At 41.3% G+C, this 15,649-nt stretch carries 16 protein-coding genes; 15 read left to right on the forward strand and 1 reads right to left on the reverse strand.

From position 1 onward, the window contains the following. The first annotated feature begins 35 nt into the window (after positions 1–35). The 15 genes from EDD69_RS09530 to EDD69_RS09595 all read left to right on the forward strand — a co-directional run bounded on the left by EDD69_RS09530 (position 36) and on the right by EDD69_RS09595 (position 14,724). Positions 36–875: an aldo/keto reductase gene (locus EDD69_RS09530; RefSeq protein WP_132948735.1), complete on the forward strand. Its 840-nt coding sequence runs from the start codon at positions 36–38 to the stop codon at positions 873–875. A gap of 118 nt (positions 876–993) precedes the next feature. Further along, a complete protein-coding gene (locus EDD69_RS09535; protein WP_132948736.1) occupies positions 994–2,190 on the forward strand; it encodes an MFS transporter in 1,197 nt (398 codons plus the stop codon). A 128-nt stretch (positions 2,191–2,318) separates the two neighbouring features. Beyond that, on the forward strand, positions 2,319–3,590 hold the full coding sequence (locus tag EDD69_RS09540; protein WP_132948737.1) for a methyl-accepting chemotaxis protein: 1,272 nt from the start codon (positions 2,319–2,321) through the stop codon (positions 3,588–3,590). A 63-nt stretch (positions 3,591–3,653) separates the two neighbouring features. Next, the gene (locus tag EDD69_RS09545) at positions 3,654–4,559 is read left to right on the forward strand and encodes a DMT family transporter (protein WP_132948738.1); all 906 of its coding nucleotides are present in this window, start codon (positions 3,654–3,656) and stop codon (positions 4,557–4,559) included. Positions 4,560–4,644: 85 nt separating this feature from the next. Beyond that, positions 4,645–6,327, forward strand: a complete 1,683-nt coding sequence (locus EDD69_RS09550) for a methyl-accepting chemotaxis protein (protein ID WP_132948739.1) — start codon at positions 4,645–4,647, stop codon at positions 6,325–6,327. A 424-nt stretch (positions 6,328–6,751) separates the two neighbouring features. Next, the gene (locus EDD69_RS09555) at positions 6,752–7,351 is read left to right on the forward strand and encodes a hypothetical protein (protein WP_132948740.1); all 600 of its coding nucleotides are present in this window, start codon (positions 6,752–6,754) and stop codon (positions 7,349–7,351) included. A 206-nt stretch (positions 7,352–7,557) separates the two neighbouring features. Further along, a complete protein-coding gene (locus EDD69_RS09560) occupies positions 7,558–8,919 on the forward strand; it encodes an aldehyde dehydrogenase (RefSeq protein ID WP_132948741.1) in 1,362 nt (453 codons plus the stop codon). Positions 8,920–9,382: 463 nt separating this feature from the next. Further along, positions 9,383–11,074, forward strand: a complete 1,692-nt coding sequence (locus EDD69_RS09565; RefSeq protein ID WP_132948742.1) for a methyl-accepting chemotaxis protein — start codon at positions 9,383–9,385, stop codon at positions 11,072–11,074. A gap of 109 nt (positions 11,075–11,183) precedes the next feature. After that, positions 11,184–11,639, forward strand: a complete 456-nt coding sequence (locus EDD69_RS09570; RefSeq protein WP_132948743.1) for a MarR family winged helix-turn-helix transcriptional regulator — start codon at positions 11,184–11,186, stop codon at positions 11,637–11,639. A gap of 65 nt (positions 11,640–11,704) precedes the next feature. Further along, positions 11,705–12,571: a permease gene (locus EDD69_RS09575; protein ID WP_132948744.1), complete on the forward strand. Its 867-nt coding sequence runs from the start codon at positions 11,705–11,707 to the stop codon at positions 12,569–12,571. 14 nt (positions 12,572–12,585) lie between these two features. Continuing rightward, positions 12,586–12,717 (forward strand): hypothetical protein, encoded by a 132-nt coding sequence (locus tag EDD69_RS15680; protein ID WP_279388142.1) that lies wholly within the window; start codon positions 12,586–12,588, stop codon positions 12,715–12,717. Between the two features lie 126 nt (positions 12,718–12,843). Further along, positions 12,844–13,263: an HI0074 family nucleotidyltransferase substrate-binding subunit gene (locus EDD69_RS09580; protein ID WP_424565351.1), complete on the forward strand. Its 420-nt coding sequence runs from the start codon at positions 12,844–12,846 to the stop codon at positions 13,261–13,263. After that, complete coding sequence (locus EDD69_RS09585) at positions 13,244–13,543, forward strand: nucleotidyltransferase domain-containing protein (RefSeq protein ID WP_132948746.1); 300 nt, start codon at positions 13,244–13,246, stop codon at positions 13,541–13,543. The genes EDD69_RS09580 and EDD69_RS09585 overlap by 20 nt, the downstream gene beginning before the upstream one ends. 164 nt (positions 13,544–13,707) lie before the next feature. Next, positions 13,708–14,118 (forward strand): NUDIX domain-containing protein, encoded by a 411-nt coding sequence (locus EDD69_RS09590; protein WP_132948747.1) that lies wholly within the window; start codon positions 13,708–13,710, stop codon positions 14,116–14,118. 105 nt (positions 14,119–14,223) lie between these two features. Continuing rightward, positions 14,224–14,724: a GNAT family N-acetyltransferase gene (locus EDD69_RS09595; protein ID WP_132948748.1), complete on the forward strand. Its 501-nt coding sequence runs from the start codon at positions 14,224–14,226 to the stop codon at positions 14,722–14,724. Positions 14,725–15,224: 500 nt separating this feature from the next. Here EDD69_RS09595 and mscL read toward each other — a convergent pair whose 3' ends face one another. Next, positions 15,225–15,620, reverse strand: coding sequence for a large conductance mechanosensitive channel protein MscL (mscL, locus tag EDD69_RS09600; protein WP_132948749.1), 396 nt, complete (start codon positions 15,618–15,620; stop codon positions 15,225–15,227). Between the last annotated feature and the right edge of the window lie 29 nt (positions 15,621–15,649).

Below are 15,649 nucleotides of genomic sequence, written 5' to 3' on the forward strand. Positions count from 1 at the left end.
ATAGATATGTATAAACTTGGAAAGGGAGAGAAAAAATGAAGATTTTGCAGAATAGTTTGCAAGATTGTGCGACATTACATAATGGCGTAAAAATGCCATGGCTCGGTTTAGGCGTGTGGAAAATGGAAGATCGAGAAGAAGTGATCCGTGCGGTAAAAACAGCGCTTGAAATCGGGTATCGTCACATTGACACAGCGGCGATTTATAAAAACGAAGAAGGGGTTGGCCAAGCAATTAAAGAATCAGGTGTCCCAAGAGAAGAGATCTTTATCACAACAAAAGTATGGAACTCCGACCAAGGATATGAAACGACGCTGCAAGCGTTTGAAACGAGCTTGCAAAAGCTGGGTCTCGATTATGTGGATTTATATTTAGTCCACTGGCCTGTAAAAGGAAAATACAAAGAAACATATAAAGCGCTGGAAAAGCTGTACAAAGAGGGAAGAGTACGCGCGATTGGTGTGAGTAATTTCCAAATCCATCATTTAGAAGACCTTATGGCTGATTGTGAAATTAAGCCGATGGTCAATCAAGTGGAGTACCATCCGCGCCTTTCCCAAAAAGAACTTCATGCGTTTTGCAAAAAACACGGCATTCAATTGGAAGCATGGTCACCGCTTATGCAAGGAAAATTATTGGATGATCCAACTTTAATCGAAATCGGCAAGAAATACGGAAAATCTCCAGCTCAAGTCATTCTTCGCTGGGATTTGCAAAACGAGGTCGTCACGATTCCAAAATCGGTCAAACCACATCGCATAAAAGAAAATGCAGATCTTTTCGACTTCGAACTAACTGCTGAAGATATGGAAAAAATTGATGCGCTCAACAAAGATGAGCGAATCGGTCCTGACCCGGATAACTTCGATTTCTAACCATTAGTAGCCTGCCCTCACTGCGGAGTGGCGGGCATTTCATTTTTTTGTTTATGAAGAATCGGATTTATGGTAAAATCATACATCATCTTTCAGAATATGGAGGAATTTTCTTAATATGTGGAAAAATCGCAATGTATGGCTTGTTTTAGGCGGTGAGTTTATTGCTGGAGTCGGATTGTGGCTTGGAATTATCGGCAACTTGGAATTTTTACAAACATATGTTCCTTCCGATTTCTTAAAATCGCTTATTTTGTTTTCGGGATTGCTGGCAGGGGTGATGGTCGGCCCTCTTGCTGGCAGAGTCATCGATACATATCAAAAGAAACAAGTTCTTCTTTATGCCGGTGCGGGACGAATGTTTAGCGTTGTTTTTATGTTGCTTGCTTTGAAGTACGAGTCGATTTTTTGGATGGTTTGTTTTATGATTTCCATTCAAATAGCGGCAGCTTTTTATTTTCCAGCTTTACAAGCAACGATTCCGTTGGTGGTTGCTGAAAAAGAATTGCTGGCGATGAATGGGATTCATATGAACGTTGCAACGATGGCGCGCATTTTTGGTACTGCATTCGGCGGTGCTTTGCTCGTTGTAATGAGTTTATATTCGCTATACATCGGAGCCATGATTGCCTATGCTCTCCTGTTTCTTTCAACCTTTTTCCTAACAGTGAAAGAAAATAAAATATCGTCGTCTTCCAAGCAGGAAACAAAACAAGGATTTAAAGAAGTGATCCCTATTCTACGCAACGTTCCCATTGTGTACATAGCCATTTTGTTAACCTTTGTCCCGCAATTATTTATTGGCGGATTTAATTTAATGGTCATCAACATTAGTGAATTGCAGCATGATCCATCCATTAAAGGATGGCTCTACACAATCGAAGGTACGTGCTTTTTAATCGGCGCTTTCATCGTCAAGCGCATCACAGACGATAAGCGATTTGTCAGATGGATGTACGTATTTGCGATCATGATTGCGTTTGCTCATTTATCGCTGTATTTTGCAGACATTAAAATCGCGTCTATTCTATCATTTGGTCTTTTTGGAATGGCCGTTGGTTGCTTTTTTCCAATCACAGCGACTATTTTCCAAACCAATATCGCTAAAGAGTATCACGGTCGTTTTTTCTCGTTTAAAAATATGTTGGATCGTGTCATGTTTCAAGTGGTGCTTTTGAGTTCGGGCTTTTTGCTTGATACGATTGGGCTGCAAAAAATGGTGCTGATCTTCGGGGCGTTATCACTCTTCATTATTTTTTATGTATCGCTGAAAAAAGGAACGATCAAAAATCGTTATGAGCAAAACTCAGCATAATTTTGAAGTTTTGTTTTTCAATTTTGTGAAAATTTGTTGACGTATGTCGAATAAATTCCTATATTGTAATACAATGGTAAAGTAAATGTCATCCAATGTAAGAGAGCATAATAGATAGGAGGTTGTTTATGAAACGAATTTCAGTTCAACTTGTTGTTTTCGTTGCAGCGATCCTCATTGTTTTGACAACAACATCAGGAGGAGTCGCATATTTGGATGAGAAACGGCAATGGATCGAAATTGGGATGGCGTTAATGGTACTCATTTCTGTTATTGGTCTGGGTATGTTTTATTTTTTTGTTCGCAGAAAAATGAGAGGGCTAGAACAATTGCAGCAAGCGATGAGCCGTGTAGCTGCGGGAAATTTGGAGATTGAACCGATTCGCTATAAAACGGATGACGAGATTGGTCAACTCGTTTCTGCATTTACGACGATGGTTCAAAACTTGCAAACATTAGTGAGCCATATGCAAGAGACAGGTAAAAAAGTTTCGGATTCGTCTGTGGAGCTATCCGCTTTAAGTGAAGAAACAACAGCCGCAAGCGAGGAAATGAATCGGGCGATTCAAGAAATCGTGAATGGAAACACTTCGCTAGCTTCTGAGCTTGAAGGACTAAACAATGAAACGGATTCGCTGGCTTCTGCGCTTGATCATTTGCTGCAACAAAATAAGCAAGTGCTCGATTTAACCCAGCACGTTTCTGAAGCTGTAGAAAACGGGCAGAAACAAGTCATGACCCTTCAAGAGGCGAATCGAGCATCGGTTGATTCATCTAATGAAATTAGTGTTGGCGTTACGAGCCTGTATGCGAAAGTAAAAGAGATTGCCAACATCGTCACAACGATTGAGCAAATTGCTTCTCAAACAAACTTGCTGGCGCTTAATGCGAGCATCGAAGCAGCGCGAGCAGGAGAGCACGGCAAAGGATTTGCGGTCGTAGCGGAAGAAGTGCGCAAACTAGCCGAGGCGACGAATGAGTCAACGGCAGAAATTCAACGTATGATTCAAGGAATCGAACAGCAAACGGAAGCAACGGTCATGACGATGTCGCAAACCGTTTCTATTTCTGAACAGTTAAACCAAGCCGTTCAAGATACGGAAAAACAATTTACCAATATTTCGTCTGCTGTGAACCATATTATTAAGGCGATTGAGGCAAGCAGTCAACAGTTGGATACAATTGAACAAATTGCCAAAAAATTCATTGATGCTACATCGACGATTTCGGCTGTTGCTGAGCAAACTTCGGCATCGTCTGAAGAAATTTCCGCATCCGTTCATGAACAATTCAAAGTTATTCAGAAAATCTCTCAATCAGCTGCGCATTTAACCGAGCTAAGCGAGCAGTTGAACGAATTTATTCGTCAATTTCGATTAAACGAAAAACAAGGTGCTTGATCGCGCCTTGTTTTTTACATAAAAACCAAATATTCAAAAATAAAAAAGGGAGAGGCTGAAAAAATGTCTACGCGTACAAAGGGATTATGGATGGTGCTCATTGCCTCTACGTTATGGGGGGTATCGGGAACGGCAGCTCAAGTGCTATTTCAAGAAAAAGAAATGACAGCGGACGGACTGGTTGTGATTCGCATGCTAGTAGCGGGGATTCTGTTATTGTTGATGGCCGCTTGGAAAGGAATTTCGCTGTTAGCCATTTGGCGCAAGCGCGAAAGTCGTTTGCGTTTATTGTTATTTAGCATTTTTGGAATGCTTGGTGTGCAATATACATATTTCGCTTCGATCGAAACAGGCAATGCGGCGACTGCCACATTGCTGCAATATTTAGCACCTGTTTACATCGTCGTATATTCGCTTATGAAAGAAAAAAGGAAACCGTCCAAACCGATTTGGTTTGCCGTTGGATTTGCGCTGATCGGAACGTTTCTTTTACTGACGAACGGAGCCATTGAAGGTTTAAGCGTTTCGTTCATCTCGTTTATTTGGGGAATCCTTTCAGGGATCGCATTAGCGTTTTATACGCTAACATCCGCAGCTTTATTGAAAAACTGGTCCTCATTCATTGTTGTTGGCTGGGGCATGGTGATTGGCGGCGGGGTGATGGGGTTATTTTCCTCATCCTGGCTGAAACCTTCCGCTGAATGGGGATTAGATACATTTCTTCTCATCATTTTTGTGATTGTTTTCGGTACATTGCTCGCGTTTTTGCTTTTTATCGAAAGCATTCGCCACCTATCTCCAACAGAATCAAGCATTCTTTCAAGCTTCGAACCGTTGTCAGCGGTCATTACGTCCATCGTTTTTTTACACGTATCGTTCGGATTTTTTCAAGCCATTGGCGGTGTTTTAATTATCTTGACGGTATTCGTTTTGTCTAAAGGCAACCGTTCCTCCTCAGAAATTTTGTAAAGATAGGGAGAAAATCACTGTACAGGCTTATATTTTCTGATAAAATAATAATGCTCATTTTTTCACAAAGAAGAGGGGGACTTCAATGAAAACGCGTGGAAAAATTATTTCGATTGGTGCGCTGACCGTCGTCGTTATGCTTGCAATTATTATCGCCGTCATTTATTTCCGATTCCAATCATTAATTACTCAGCAGGTCATTACGACGAACGCAAAGCTCGCTTTAGATTTAATCGATGCCAAGCATTATGGAGATTGGCAAGTGAAAGATGGCGAACTATACAAAGGGGTCACAAAAGTAAGTGAAAACTACGAATTGGTGGATTACATTAAGCGAGAAGTTCACGCCGATACTACCATTTTTCTTGGCGATGAACGCGTAACGACGACAGTCGAAAAAGATGGAGAAAGACAAGTAGGAACAAAAGCATCGAGCGAAGTGGTCAAAAAAGTGCTGGAACAAGGTCATGATTACATCGGTCAAGCAGACGTTTTAGGGCGTACATATGTCACAAGTTATTTGCCGATTAAAGACGGAGACGGAAACATTATCGGCATGTTTTTTCTTGGAATTCCTAAAAGCGTGATTGATCAAGAAATCAACGGAGTAATTTATGAAATCATTATCATTACGCTTATTGTATTAGCGATCGGAATCGTTGTTTATTATCTCTTTATTTCGCTGCGCATTATTAAGCCGCTTCATATCGCCAAAGACTATATTCATGCGGTTGCGGAAGGGGATTTTACGCGCGAACTGCCAAGTCGTGTGCTAAAAGCAAAGGATGAGTTTGGCGAAATGGCACGTGCGCTTGATGAAATGCGTATGGCGATGCGAAACATGATCGTTCACATTCAAAGTCAATCTGAAGTGGTGGATCAGCAATCCAGCGCGTTAGCAGCCACCTCGCAACAAATGTCGGCATCGACGGAAGAAGTCACTTCGACGATGCAGCAAGTGTCTGAAGGAGCGACTTCTCAAGCCAATGATTTAGCGGAAATTGTTCATTCGCTTTCTTATTTAACAGAAAAAGTGGAAAACGTGTATACAGAGCTCGAAAAAGTGAAAGAGGAAACGGAGAATACAGCGGAAAAAGCAGATATCGGTAAACGCGAAATGGATGCGCTCATCGCTTCTATTGAAGAAATTAGACAGGCATTTGAAATGGTCATTCAACATGTCACAAACTTAACGAACTCTGTCAAGCAAATTAGCAACATTACCGAAATGATTTCGAGTATTTCGGAACAAACGAATTTGCTTGCGCTGAACGCAGCGATTGAAGCAGCACGCGCGGGAGCGGCAGGAACAGGGTTTGCGGTTGTTGCCGAAGAAGTGCGCAAACTGGCGGAACAATCGAAAAAGTCAACGGAAGAAATCGTTCAGCTTATCTCTTCGATTGATCAAAATACGAATGACGTCATGAAAACATCGAAAAACGTTGAGCGATTTATTCAAAATCAATCTACGGCTGTTGAAAATACCGTTCGCTCATTCGGTGACATTCTCAATTCCATTAACAAAGTGTCACCATTGCTGCAAACAACGGGTGAGGCCATCGATGAAATTGTCAAAGCGAAAGATGAGATTACTAGCAAAGTTGAACAAATAAGCGCGGTTGCTGAAGAAAATTCCGCAGCAGCCGAAGAAGTGACCGCAGCGGCTGAAGAGTTGACCGCCTCTGCTCAAGAAATTGCTTCGACCGCTCAACAGCTCAACTCGATTGCCGAAAAATTACAAGAAACCGTTCGGAAATTTGTTGTCTAAAACGGCAGTGTTCGCTGCCGGTTTATTTTTTGTAAAGGAGTTATATTAAGTTAGACATATGTGATCATGAAAAAACGAGTGATTGTTATAAATATGATAAGCTTAATTTTCCGACATAAACAAGCTTTTCTGCCACTTCCCCGAACGAAAAACGCCATCAGACAAATGAATTTGTCTGCCATGCGTTTTACGTTCGGGATCGGCATGCTTCTAGCATGCCGGGGCGGCAAGAAAAATCTTGCCGCTTATGGCAGAAAAGCGGTCTTCTATTCATGATGAGATATGTCGGAAACTCAACTCGAATCTATATAAATGAGTTATTAGACAATCGACGAAACTACTAAAGTAGGGCAGGGATGAAAATAGAACATCGCCTTTGTTGCAATGGTATGTTAGAATGTAAGGAAAAGAAGGAGGTGAGAAAATGGAACAAGTTGAATTTTTAGGGATGATTTCTCAACTGCTCGATGAAAAATTGTCCCCTATCGATCAGCGGCTTGCAACGATTGAAAATGATGTTCATTCATTGAAAGAAGGGCAGAAGCGATTAGAAGGAGAAGTACAAGCGTTAAAAGAAGGTCAAGAGCGGTTAGAAACAAGAATGAGCAGCTTAGAAGAAAGAGTGGATGGTTTTGAAGCCCGCTTTGACCGTTTGGAAGAAAGAGTAGATGGTTTTGAAGCCCGCTTTGACCGTTTGGAAGAAAGAGTGGATGGTTTTGAAGCCCGCTTTGATCGCTTGGAAGAAAGAGTAGATGGTTTTGAAACTCGTTTTGGCTGCTTAGAAGAAAAAGTGGATGGCTTTGAAATTCGCTTTGACCGTTTGGAAGAGAAAGCGGATCATTTAATCGTTGAGATGCGAAGCCACTTTCGTCATGTGGAAACGATGCTAGAAAACCATCAACGTGTACTTGAAACAGCATCGCAGGAAATGTCAAAAGGAAAAATACAAACGGACTATTTGCTTAAAAAAGTAGCCGAACATGACTTAGATATTCACCGCATCAAAAATCACCTTCAGCTATAATGTTGAAACTCCCCCGTTTATACCCTCTAAGAAATTTCCGCGATGGGATATTGTCTAAGGAGGCATAGCCAAGAAAATAAGCTATGCCTTTTCGTTTATTATGAGTCTACTATAGAGAAACATTGACAATCATCTATGAACAACATATGATAACATTAAGTATCAAATGTTTAAACTTTTAAACATAATGGATAGAAGGTGTGATTATGATCCATCTATTCGAAAAGCAAAAACGTTACTTTCAAACAGGGGAAACGCGTCCGATCGATTTTCGTTTACAACAGCTAAAAAACTTAAAAGCTGCCATTAAAAAATATGAACGAGAGATTATCGATACATTGAAAGTCGAATTGCATAAATCCGAATTTGAAGCGTATAGCGCCGAAATTGGTGTCGTATATGAAGAAATTCGTTTTATGATAAAACGGCTGCCTGATTGGATAAAGCCGCAGCGTGTTCCAACACCGCTCACACATATCGGTTCTAAAAGCTACATTTATCCAGAACCGTATGGGGTGAATCTCATTATCGCGCCGTGGAATTACCCGTTTCAACTTGCGATTAGCCCGCTTGTTGGAGCCATTGCGGCAGGAAACTGCGCCATCATCAAACCGTCTGAATATACGCCAAACATGTCGGCGTTGCTGAAAAAAATGATTTCTGAAACATTTCCGGAAGAGTATATCGCTGTCGTTGAGGGGGGAGTGGAGGTTAGTCAACAATTGCTCGACCTTCGCTTTGATCATATTTTCTTTACCGGAAGTGTTCCTGTCGGCAAAATTGTGATGGCGGCAGCGGCGAAATACCTCACTCCTGTCACGCTTGAGCTAGGCGGAAAAAGCCCGGCGATTGTGGATGCATCGGCGCATCTTGATTTAGCAGCTAAACGGATTGTTTGGGGAAAATTTTTAAATGCAGGGCAAACATGCATCGCACCTGACTATGTTCTTGTCGATGCTAATGTCAAATCACTGCTCATTGAAAAGATGAAGCAGTACATTGTCGAATTTTATGGAGAACGTCCAGAACAAAGCCCTTATTATGGAAGAATCGTGAGCGAAAGACATACAGAACGGCTTGTCCGGTTTTTGAATGAAGGAACGATTGTTCACGGCGGACGGTACGACATCGAACAACGATGGATTGAACCGACGCTTCTCGATGAAATTACGTGGGAAGACGATGTCATGAGAGAAGAAATTTTTGGTCCGATTTTGCCGATTCTTACATTTGAAACAATCGATGAAGCGATTGCCATGGTCAATGCCTACGAAAAGCCGTTAGCCCTTTATTTGTTTTCTGAAGATCGGCAAGTACAACAGCAAGTCATTGAACAAATCAGCTTTGGCGGCGGTTGTATTAACGATACAATCATGCATATTGCGACTCCGTATTTGCCGTTTGGCGGAGTGGGACAAAGCGGAATGGGGGCTTACCATGGGAAAGCAAGCTTTGATGCGTTTTCTCATTACAAAAGCGTATTGAAACAAACAACCAAATTTGATCTATCCATTCGCTATCCAAATAACCCAAACGCATTAAAATGGATTCGCAAGCTTTTTAAATAAAATGCTTCCGCATGTGGCGGAAGCATTTTTAACTGGCGATATATTTTTCGCTCCATTTATGTCTCCATTTATTTCTTCTTTCCATTCGCTTTCCTTTGTATAAATGTTTATATTTTTTCCAATGAATTTTCCACTGTTTTCGTCTTTCTGCACGCATATTCTTCACCCTTTCTAAGTTGTCCATTTTTTATTTTTATCAATTCTCGAAGCGGGCTGTCAAATCCTTTGACTATTTTTGACTATTATTGTCGAAAGAAAGGAATTTTTTGGATTGTTCGTCGAAACTCATGAATGCACCGAGACGGTTTTCTTTTCTTAAAAACTTAAAGCACAAGTTAAGACGCTTCATTCGCAAGTCCATCTTTATTTTGCTTTGAAACAATCCGTACTTTTTGTGCATGTTTCTTTCTCTCACACACGTTATTTGGTAAAATTACGATATCAAAAATCGGGAGGGATGCCAATGAAATGGACGGTACGAAAAAAATTATACGCCGGCTTCTCTACAGTTTTTATCATTTTAATCGCCATGATGGCCGTGAGCTCATATGAAATGAGGGCGATTGATCGAACATACAGCACGCTGCTCAATGAAGACGTTAAAAGGCTTGTCATGACGAAAGAATTATTCACAACGATCAAATCGGCTCAGGCAAGCCAGCGCGGTTATTTGTTGACCGGAGATGAAGAGTCGCTAAAAAACTTTGCAAACGCTCATGATACATATAAAGAGACCAGTAAACAATTAATGGAACAAATGGACGATCCAAAAGCGAAAGAGTTGCTTGAGCAATTAGATCAACTTGAGGAAGAATTTTACGACTTCAGCAATCGTTTATTTGCATCCAAAGCCCAAAATCAACAAACAGACTACTTGATGGCTCTTCAAGCAGGGCGTCAAATCGTGCAAAACGTTGAAGAAAAAGTGACGGAGCTTGTTACATACCAAGAACAGATGTTGCAAAAACAAGAACAACAAACATCTGCTCAAGCGGCGTCTGCTCAATCATTTGCTCTCACATTAGGAATCATTTCAATCATCGTTGGCGTAATTGTTGCGTTTTTGATTGGCCGTTCGGTTTCAAAGCCGGTCATCGCGATTGCAAATGTGGCGGAAAAAATAGCGACAGGCGATTTGACGAAAACGGACATCCATATCAAAAATAAAGACGAACTTGGCGATTTAGCCGCATCGTTTCGAAAAATGGCACAAACGTTGCGCGACCTTATTCAACAAATCGCTGAAAACGCCGATCACGTGGCGGCTGCTTCCGAACAGTTAACAGCGAGCGCTGAACAAACAAGCAAAGCGACCGAACAAATTACGGTGACGATGCAAGAGGTTTCTGCAGGTGTGGAAAAACAAGTACAGAAAATTGATGAGACATCCAAAACCATTCAAGACATGTCCGATGCTGTTCAGCAAATAGCGAACAACGCCCAACATGCCTCTACGTTGGCGAACGAAGCGGCAACGAAAGCGACAAACGGTGAACAAGCCGTGCAAGTAGCCGTCGAGCAAATGAATTCGATCAACAACACCGTTCGCAACTCTGCCGAAGCCGTCAAGCAACTAGGCGTTCGTTCACAAGAAATCGGGCAAATTACAAGGGCTATTACGGAGATTGCTGAACAAACAAACCTTCTTGCTTTAAATGCAGCAATTGAAGCAGCCAGAGCGGGCGAACATGGCCGCGGCTTTGCAATCGTCGCGGATGAAGTGCGCAAGCTTGCCGAACAATCGGCCCAATCCGCTCAACAAATTGCTCAATTAATCACAGCGATTCAAGAAGAAACCGAAAAAGCGGTTCAATCGATGGAAGCAGCCACAAAAGAAGTAGCGGCTGGCATCGAAGCCGTGAATACCGCCGGCGACTCGTTTGCGCAAATTAAACAATCGGTGCGCGATGTGACCGATCACGTTCAAGACATCACCGCTTCCATCCAACAGATGGCGAATGGCGCTGAACAAATCGTTCAATCGATGCAGCTAATCGCCAAAATCTCCGAAGAAGCGGCAGCCGGCACACAAGAAGTGTCCGCTGCAACGGAGGAACAACTTGCGGCCATGGAAGAAATCTCTTCATCTGCTTCTTCGCTGTCCGATATGGCTGAACAACTGCAAACGCTTATTCAGAAATTTAAAGTCCGCTAAAGCGAAAAAGTTCTCTGCTGGCAAGAGGCAGAGAACTTTTTTCATTTTTTTAGGAAAAAACAGTTGCATTTTGCAAATAATTTGATATAAATAAAGTAGAGGTGAAAAAATGGAAAACATTCGCGGGCTATTTCAAACGATGACGAAACGATTTGGTTTGTTGAATAAAAACTGCTGTTCAGTCGGCGGGATGGAGATTTCTTTAGTGCAAAGCCATATTTTGTACGAGATTGACCGTTTAAAGCAGCCATCCGTTCAACAACTGGCTGATGCGCTTGCGATGGATATCACGACGCTTAGCCGGCAAATTCAAAAATTAGTACAAATGGGGTTAGTGAAAAAAACACCGTATCCAGAAGATCGGCGCATTTTTATCCTCTCCCTGACGACGGAAGGAACCTATATCGCAGCAAAAATTGATGCCGAAATCAATGAATATTTAACAGAAGTGTTTTCCCATATGAGCGAATTTGAAAAAGAAACCGTCCTTCGCTCGATTCAGCTGCTAAACGATTGCATGGCCAAATCAAGCGTCTGTTGCAAACCAATGTACGGAGGCAAGTGATTCGTTCCTTGCCTATTCAAATAAATGATATTTGCATTTTGCAAATAATAGAGAGGGAGAGGAAGATGTGGCAAGAAGTGTTTCAAACCTTTTTATTTCTGAGTGCGGAATTAACGATTCTCTTTGTTGGAATTTCGTTTGTTGTTCAATTGCTGCAGCGGTTCATTCCTTATGAAAAGCTGGAGAAAGCAATGGAAACAAGCCACCCGCTTTATGGGGCGTTGATCGCGATTGTGTTCGCGTTTGTGACCCCGTTTTGTTCGTGTTCGACCATTCCGATTGTCGTTCAGCTGTTAAATCAAAACGTTCGCTTTCGCTTTGTGATGATTTTCTTGTTTGCTTCCCCTGTGCTGGATCCGACGATTTTAACGTTAATGACGGCCACATTAGGCTGGAAAGTCGCCGTTGCTTATACCATCATCACTTCGATCTTTTCCATTCTCATCGGCTTTGCATTAGAAAAGCTCGGGTTTCAGAATGAGGTCAAACGGGTCATCGTCAAAGGAAACGTAACATTGCCTCGACAATCAAGCATCAAAGAAGCTTTTGCAGAAACATGGACGCTCATTAAAACGGTTTATCCGTTTTTGCTGATCGGTGCAGCCATTGGCTCGATCATTCATGGTGTCGTTCCGACGGAATGGATCGTGACGCATTTAGGCGGGGAACAGTGGTGGTTCGTTCCGATTGCTGCGATCGTTGGAATTCCGCTGTATATTCGCTTATCGACCATGATTCCGATCGCCGATATGATGATCGCAAAAGGAATGGCGCTGGCGCCTGTCATGGCATTAATGATCAGCTCCGCCGGGGCGAGCTTGCCAGAAATCACATTATTGCAAAGTATTTTTAAAAAGAAGCTGGTCGCTGTCTTCGTCGCTTCCGTTTTCACCATGGCGACTTTATCGGGATTTTTATTTTACGTCATTTGAAGGAGGTGAGAAATATGTTCAAACGTTTATTGGCGAAAAAAGAAAACAATGAAGCATGCTGCGATGTGCAAATCATCGAAGTAAACGACGAAACAAACGACGAACGCAAAGAACCTTGCTGCGAAAATGACGAAGGTTGCTGCTGAATGGAAAAGGGCGGTACATAGTTCCGCCCTTTTTTATATGAGACGTGTTATAATGTTTGTAGAACGTGTGATGGAAAGGTGCGTTGTTCGTTGAGTGATATATTTGAGAAATACGAAGAATCCATCATGTTGTCGTACCGCTACGTATTTCGTTTATTGTTACACCTGAAAAATGTCATTTCCGCGTTCAAGCAAATGGAACATCCTGACGAATTAACAAAAGAAGTATATAGAGACTCCATTGTGAAAAAGTACGAAATTTTAGAGAATCAGTTGTGGAAGCTTTTATCGAAAATTTTCAAGGCTTCGGGGCTTGAAATGAACAGCCCGCGTGCTTGCTATAGGCAAGCGTTCAAGGAAGGATGGATTGAAAATATCGATATATGGAATGATATTCTAAGTTCACGCAATGCAACGGCTCATGTTTACAATGAAGAGGATTACGAACAAATAAAAAATAAGATTGTGAATGAATATGTTCACGAAATAGAAAAGCTTCTTGAAAAAATAAAAGAAGAAGTGATTGATGACGATGTACGGAATTAGTGAAAAAGTATATCAACGGCTGATGGATTATTTTCAACATGAAAAAGAGATTCAAAAAGTCATTTTGTTCGGATCCAGAGCGAAAAATATGGCGCGCTACAATTCCGATATTGATCTATGCATTGATTATCGAGGAACACAAAAAGGAAAGATTTTAGACGATATCGATCGCATTGTCGGGATTTATTCATGCGATGTGCTGTTTGCCGATTCGTTGAATGAAGAAATCAAACAACAAATTTTGCGAGATGGAAAAGTGATTTATTCGATGCCTTCATGAAAGTTTCGAGGAGAGAAGTATAGAAAAAACAAGAAGCTAAAGTGAAAACCACACCTGTTTGAAGGGTGTGGTTTTTTTACTTTCTGCATTTTCGGAAATTTGATGGACGTTCCTATTCGTTTTCTATAAAATGTAAGATAAATCATGGCTAAAGGAGAATAAAGATGAAACGAGTCGATGTCGTCTATGTGCTTTTGTACGATGAAGATCAGCAGAGCGTGCTAATGGTGTTGAATAAGAGAGGAACGTGGTCGTTGCCTGGCGGCGGGGTCGAAGCAGAGGAGACGCTAGAGGAAGCAGCGATTCGAGAAGTGAAAGAAGAAACAGGGTATGACGTGGCCATCGGTGACATTGTTGCGCTCAACGAAGCGTTCATCGATGAAAACCATGTCTTTTTCATCACCTTTCGCGGAACGATCCTTCACGCTCCAGAAGTGATGCAGGGAGACGAAAATATCATCACGGTGGAATGGGTCGATGTTGACAGAGCAGAAGAGCTGATGCCTTATCATCCAAACGGCATTCGCTCATTTTTGAAGAAAACATATGGTGCGCAATATGTAATGCAGGAATAAGCGGGGCCTGGGTGCCGTTGTGAGGAGCAACTAGCATACACAGGTTGTTTGTTGTTGTACAGGACAGAACAGACTCATTTGAGATAAAAAATAGAGGGGATTCATATGATAATCAGGGAAGCGAGACTAGAAGATGCTCAACAGCTTGCGAACCTAATTCAACAAGTTGAAAATGAAAGCGAATTTATGCTTTTTGAACCTGGTGAAAGAAAGCTCACTCCAGAAAAGCAAAGGACAATGATTGAAAATATCTCAAAACAAAAAAATTCAACCATATTTGTAGCTGAAGATTATGAGAAGCTAGTAGGATATTTGATGGCTTTCGGCGGCAATGCCAAAAGAAATAGACATTCAGCCTACTTAGTGATTGGGATTCTGAAAGAGCACAGAGGTAAAGGAATTGGAACGAAATTATTTAGAAAGCTAGAAAGTTGGGCTAGGGAACGGAATATACATCGTTTAGAGTTAACGGTCATGACACAGAATCAAGCAGGAATCGCTTTGTATAAAAAAATGGGGTTTGAAATAGAAGGGACAAAAAAACATTCATTGCTTGTCAATGGCCTCTTTATGGATGAGTATTATATGGCTAAAATTTTATATTAAAAATATCAAAAAACGCTTGGAAAACGAAATCCGAGCGTTTTTTAATATTCACATGTCCTAAAGAAAAGTACTCCAAATAGCTTTCAAAAAGAATCCCAAACCGCTTAAAAATATTCCTAAACACGCCATGCTTAAAGGTGAACCCCATTCGATTTCTTCTTTCATTAAAATCCTCTCCCTTTTCAAAACTTCTCCTTATTATATTTCGCTTTAACTTCCAAAAAGTTTCAACTTGTTTTAATTATAAACGATATCCCTACTTTTAGTACTTATTTTGCCGATATTGCCTTGTTTTTTGTTGTGTCGACATTTTGTAGGTTTTTATTGTAATAAAAAGAAAACTAAATTTTATTGAAGCGACCCCTGTCAAGTAGATAGGAATAAAAAAGCACATTTAAGCAGGAGGCTGATTCAGGCGGACAGTGCCTGTCACTGTTCGCCAAAAAACGGAGCCTGTCCCTTTAGTCGAGGGGAAGACTCCGTTTTTTTATGGCATTGAGTTATTCTCTTTCCAATTGCTGTTTTTTCAACAAATCGCGGATTTCCATAAGAAGTTCCTCCTGCTTTGTTAAGGATGGCGGAGCTTCCTTTTCTTCTTCATGTTTTTTAAGGCGATACAATTTGTTTAACACTTTCACGAACAAGAAAATCGAAAACGCGATAATGAGAAAGTCAACGACTGTCTGAATAAACATTCCATATTTCACATCAGCGTCACCGATTTTAAAGGACAAGCCGCTAAAATCGATGCCGCCAAGCAATAGTCCAATCATCGGCATAATCATGTCATTGACAAGGGAAGAAACGATTTTGTTGAATGCCCCGCCAATAATCACCCCGATGGCTAAGTCGACAATATTTCCGCGCATCGCAAACTCTTTGAATTCTTTCAGCATATAACAATCACCCCATTTGGTGTAAAAGT

This window comes from Thermolongibacillus altinsuensis, from assembly GCF_004341205.1.
GTDB lineage: Bacteria > Bacillota > Bacilli > Bacillales > Anoxybacillaceae > Thermolongibacillus > Thermolongibacillus altinsuensis.

What these genes read in the sequence shown, in the direction of transcription:
- mscL (WP_132948749.1), bottom strand. Translation starts at nt 15,620, where the DNA reads ATGCTGAAAGAATTCAAAGAGTTTGCGATGCGCGGAAATATTGTCGAC.
- EDD69_RS09545 (WP_132948738.1), top strand. Translation starts at nt 3,654, where the DNA reads ATGTCTACGCGTACAAAGGGATTATGGATGGTGCTCATTGCCTCTACG.
- EDD69_RS09595 (WP_132948748.1), top strand. Translation starts at nt 14,224, where the DNA reads ATGATAATCAGGGAAGCGAGACTAGAAGATGCTCAACAGCTTGCGAAC.
- EDD69_RS09565 (WP_132948742.1), top strand. Translation starts at nt 9,383, where the DNA reads ATGAAATGGACGGTACGAAAAAAATTATACGCCGGCTTCTCTACAGTT.
- EDD69_RS09560 (WP_132948741.1), top strand. Translation starts at nt 7,558, where the DNA reads ATGATCCATCTATTCGAAAAGCAAAAACGTTACTTTCAAACAGGGGAA.
- EDD69_RS09575 (WP_132948744.1), top strand. Translation starts at nt 11,705, where the DNA reads ATGTGGCAAGAAGTGTTTCAAACCTTTTTATTTCTGAGTGCGGAATTA.
- EDD69_RS09530 (WP_132948735.1), top strand. Translation starts at nt 36, where the DNA reads ATGAAGATTTTGCAGAATAGTTTGCAAGATTGTGCGACATTACATAAT.
- EDD69_RS09550 (WP_132948739.1), top strand. Translation starts at nt 4,645, where the DNA reads ATGAAAACGCGTGGAAAAATTATTTCGATTGGTGCGCTGACCGTCGTC.
- EDD69_RS09585 (WP_132948746.1), top strand. Translation starts at nt 13,244, where the DNA reads ATGACGATGTACGGAATTAGTGAAAAAGTATATCAACGGCTGATGGAT.
- EDD69_RS09540 (WP_132948737.1), top strand. Translation starts at nt 2,319, where the DNA reads ATGAAACGAATTTCAGTTCAACTTGTTGTTTTCGTTGCAGCGATCCTC.
- EDD69_RS09590 (WP_132948747.1), top strand. Translation starts at nt 13,708, where the DNA reads ATGAAACGAGTCGATGTCGTCTATGTGCTTTTGTACGATGAAGATCAG.
- EDD69_RS09580 (WP_424565351.1), top strand. Translation starts at nt 12,844, where the DNA reads ATGTTGTCGTACCGCTACGTATTTCGTTTATTGTTACACCTGAAAAAT.
- EDD69_RS09535 (WP_132948736.1), top strand. Translation starts at nt 994, where the DNA reads ATGTGGAAAAATCGCAATGTATGGCTTGTTTTAGGCGGTGAGTTTATT.
- EDD69_RS15680 (WP_279388142.1), top strand. Translation starts at nt 12,586, where the DNA reads ATGTTCAAACGTTTATTGGCGAAAAAAGAAAACAATGAAGCATGCTGC.
- EDD69_RS09555 (WP_132948740.1), top strand. Translation starts at nt 6,752, where the DNA reads ATGGAACAAGTTGAATTTTTAGGGATGATTTCTCAACTGCTCGATGAA.
- EDD69_RS09570 (WP_132948743.1), top strand. Translation starts at nt 11,184, where the DNA reads ATGGAAAACATTCGCGGGCTATTTCAAACGATGACGAAACGATTTGGT.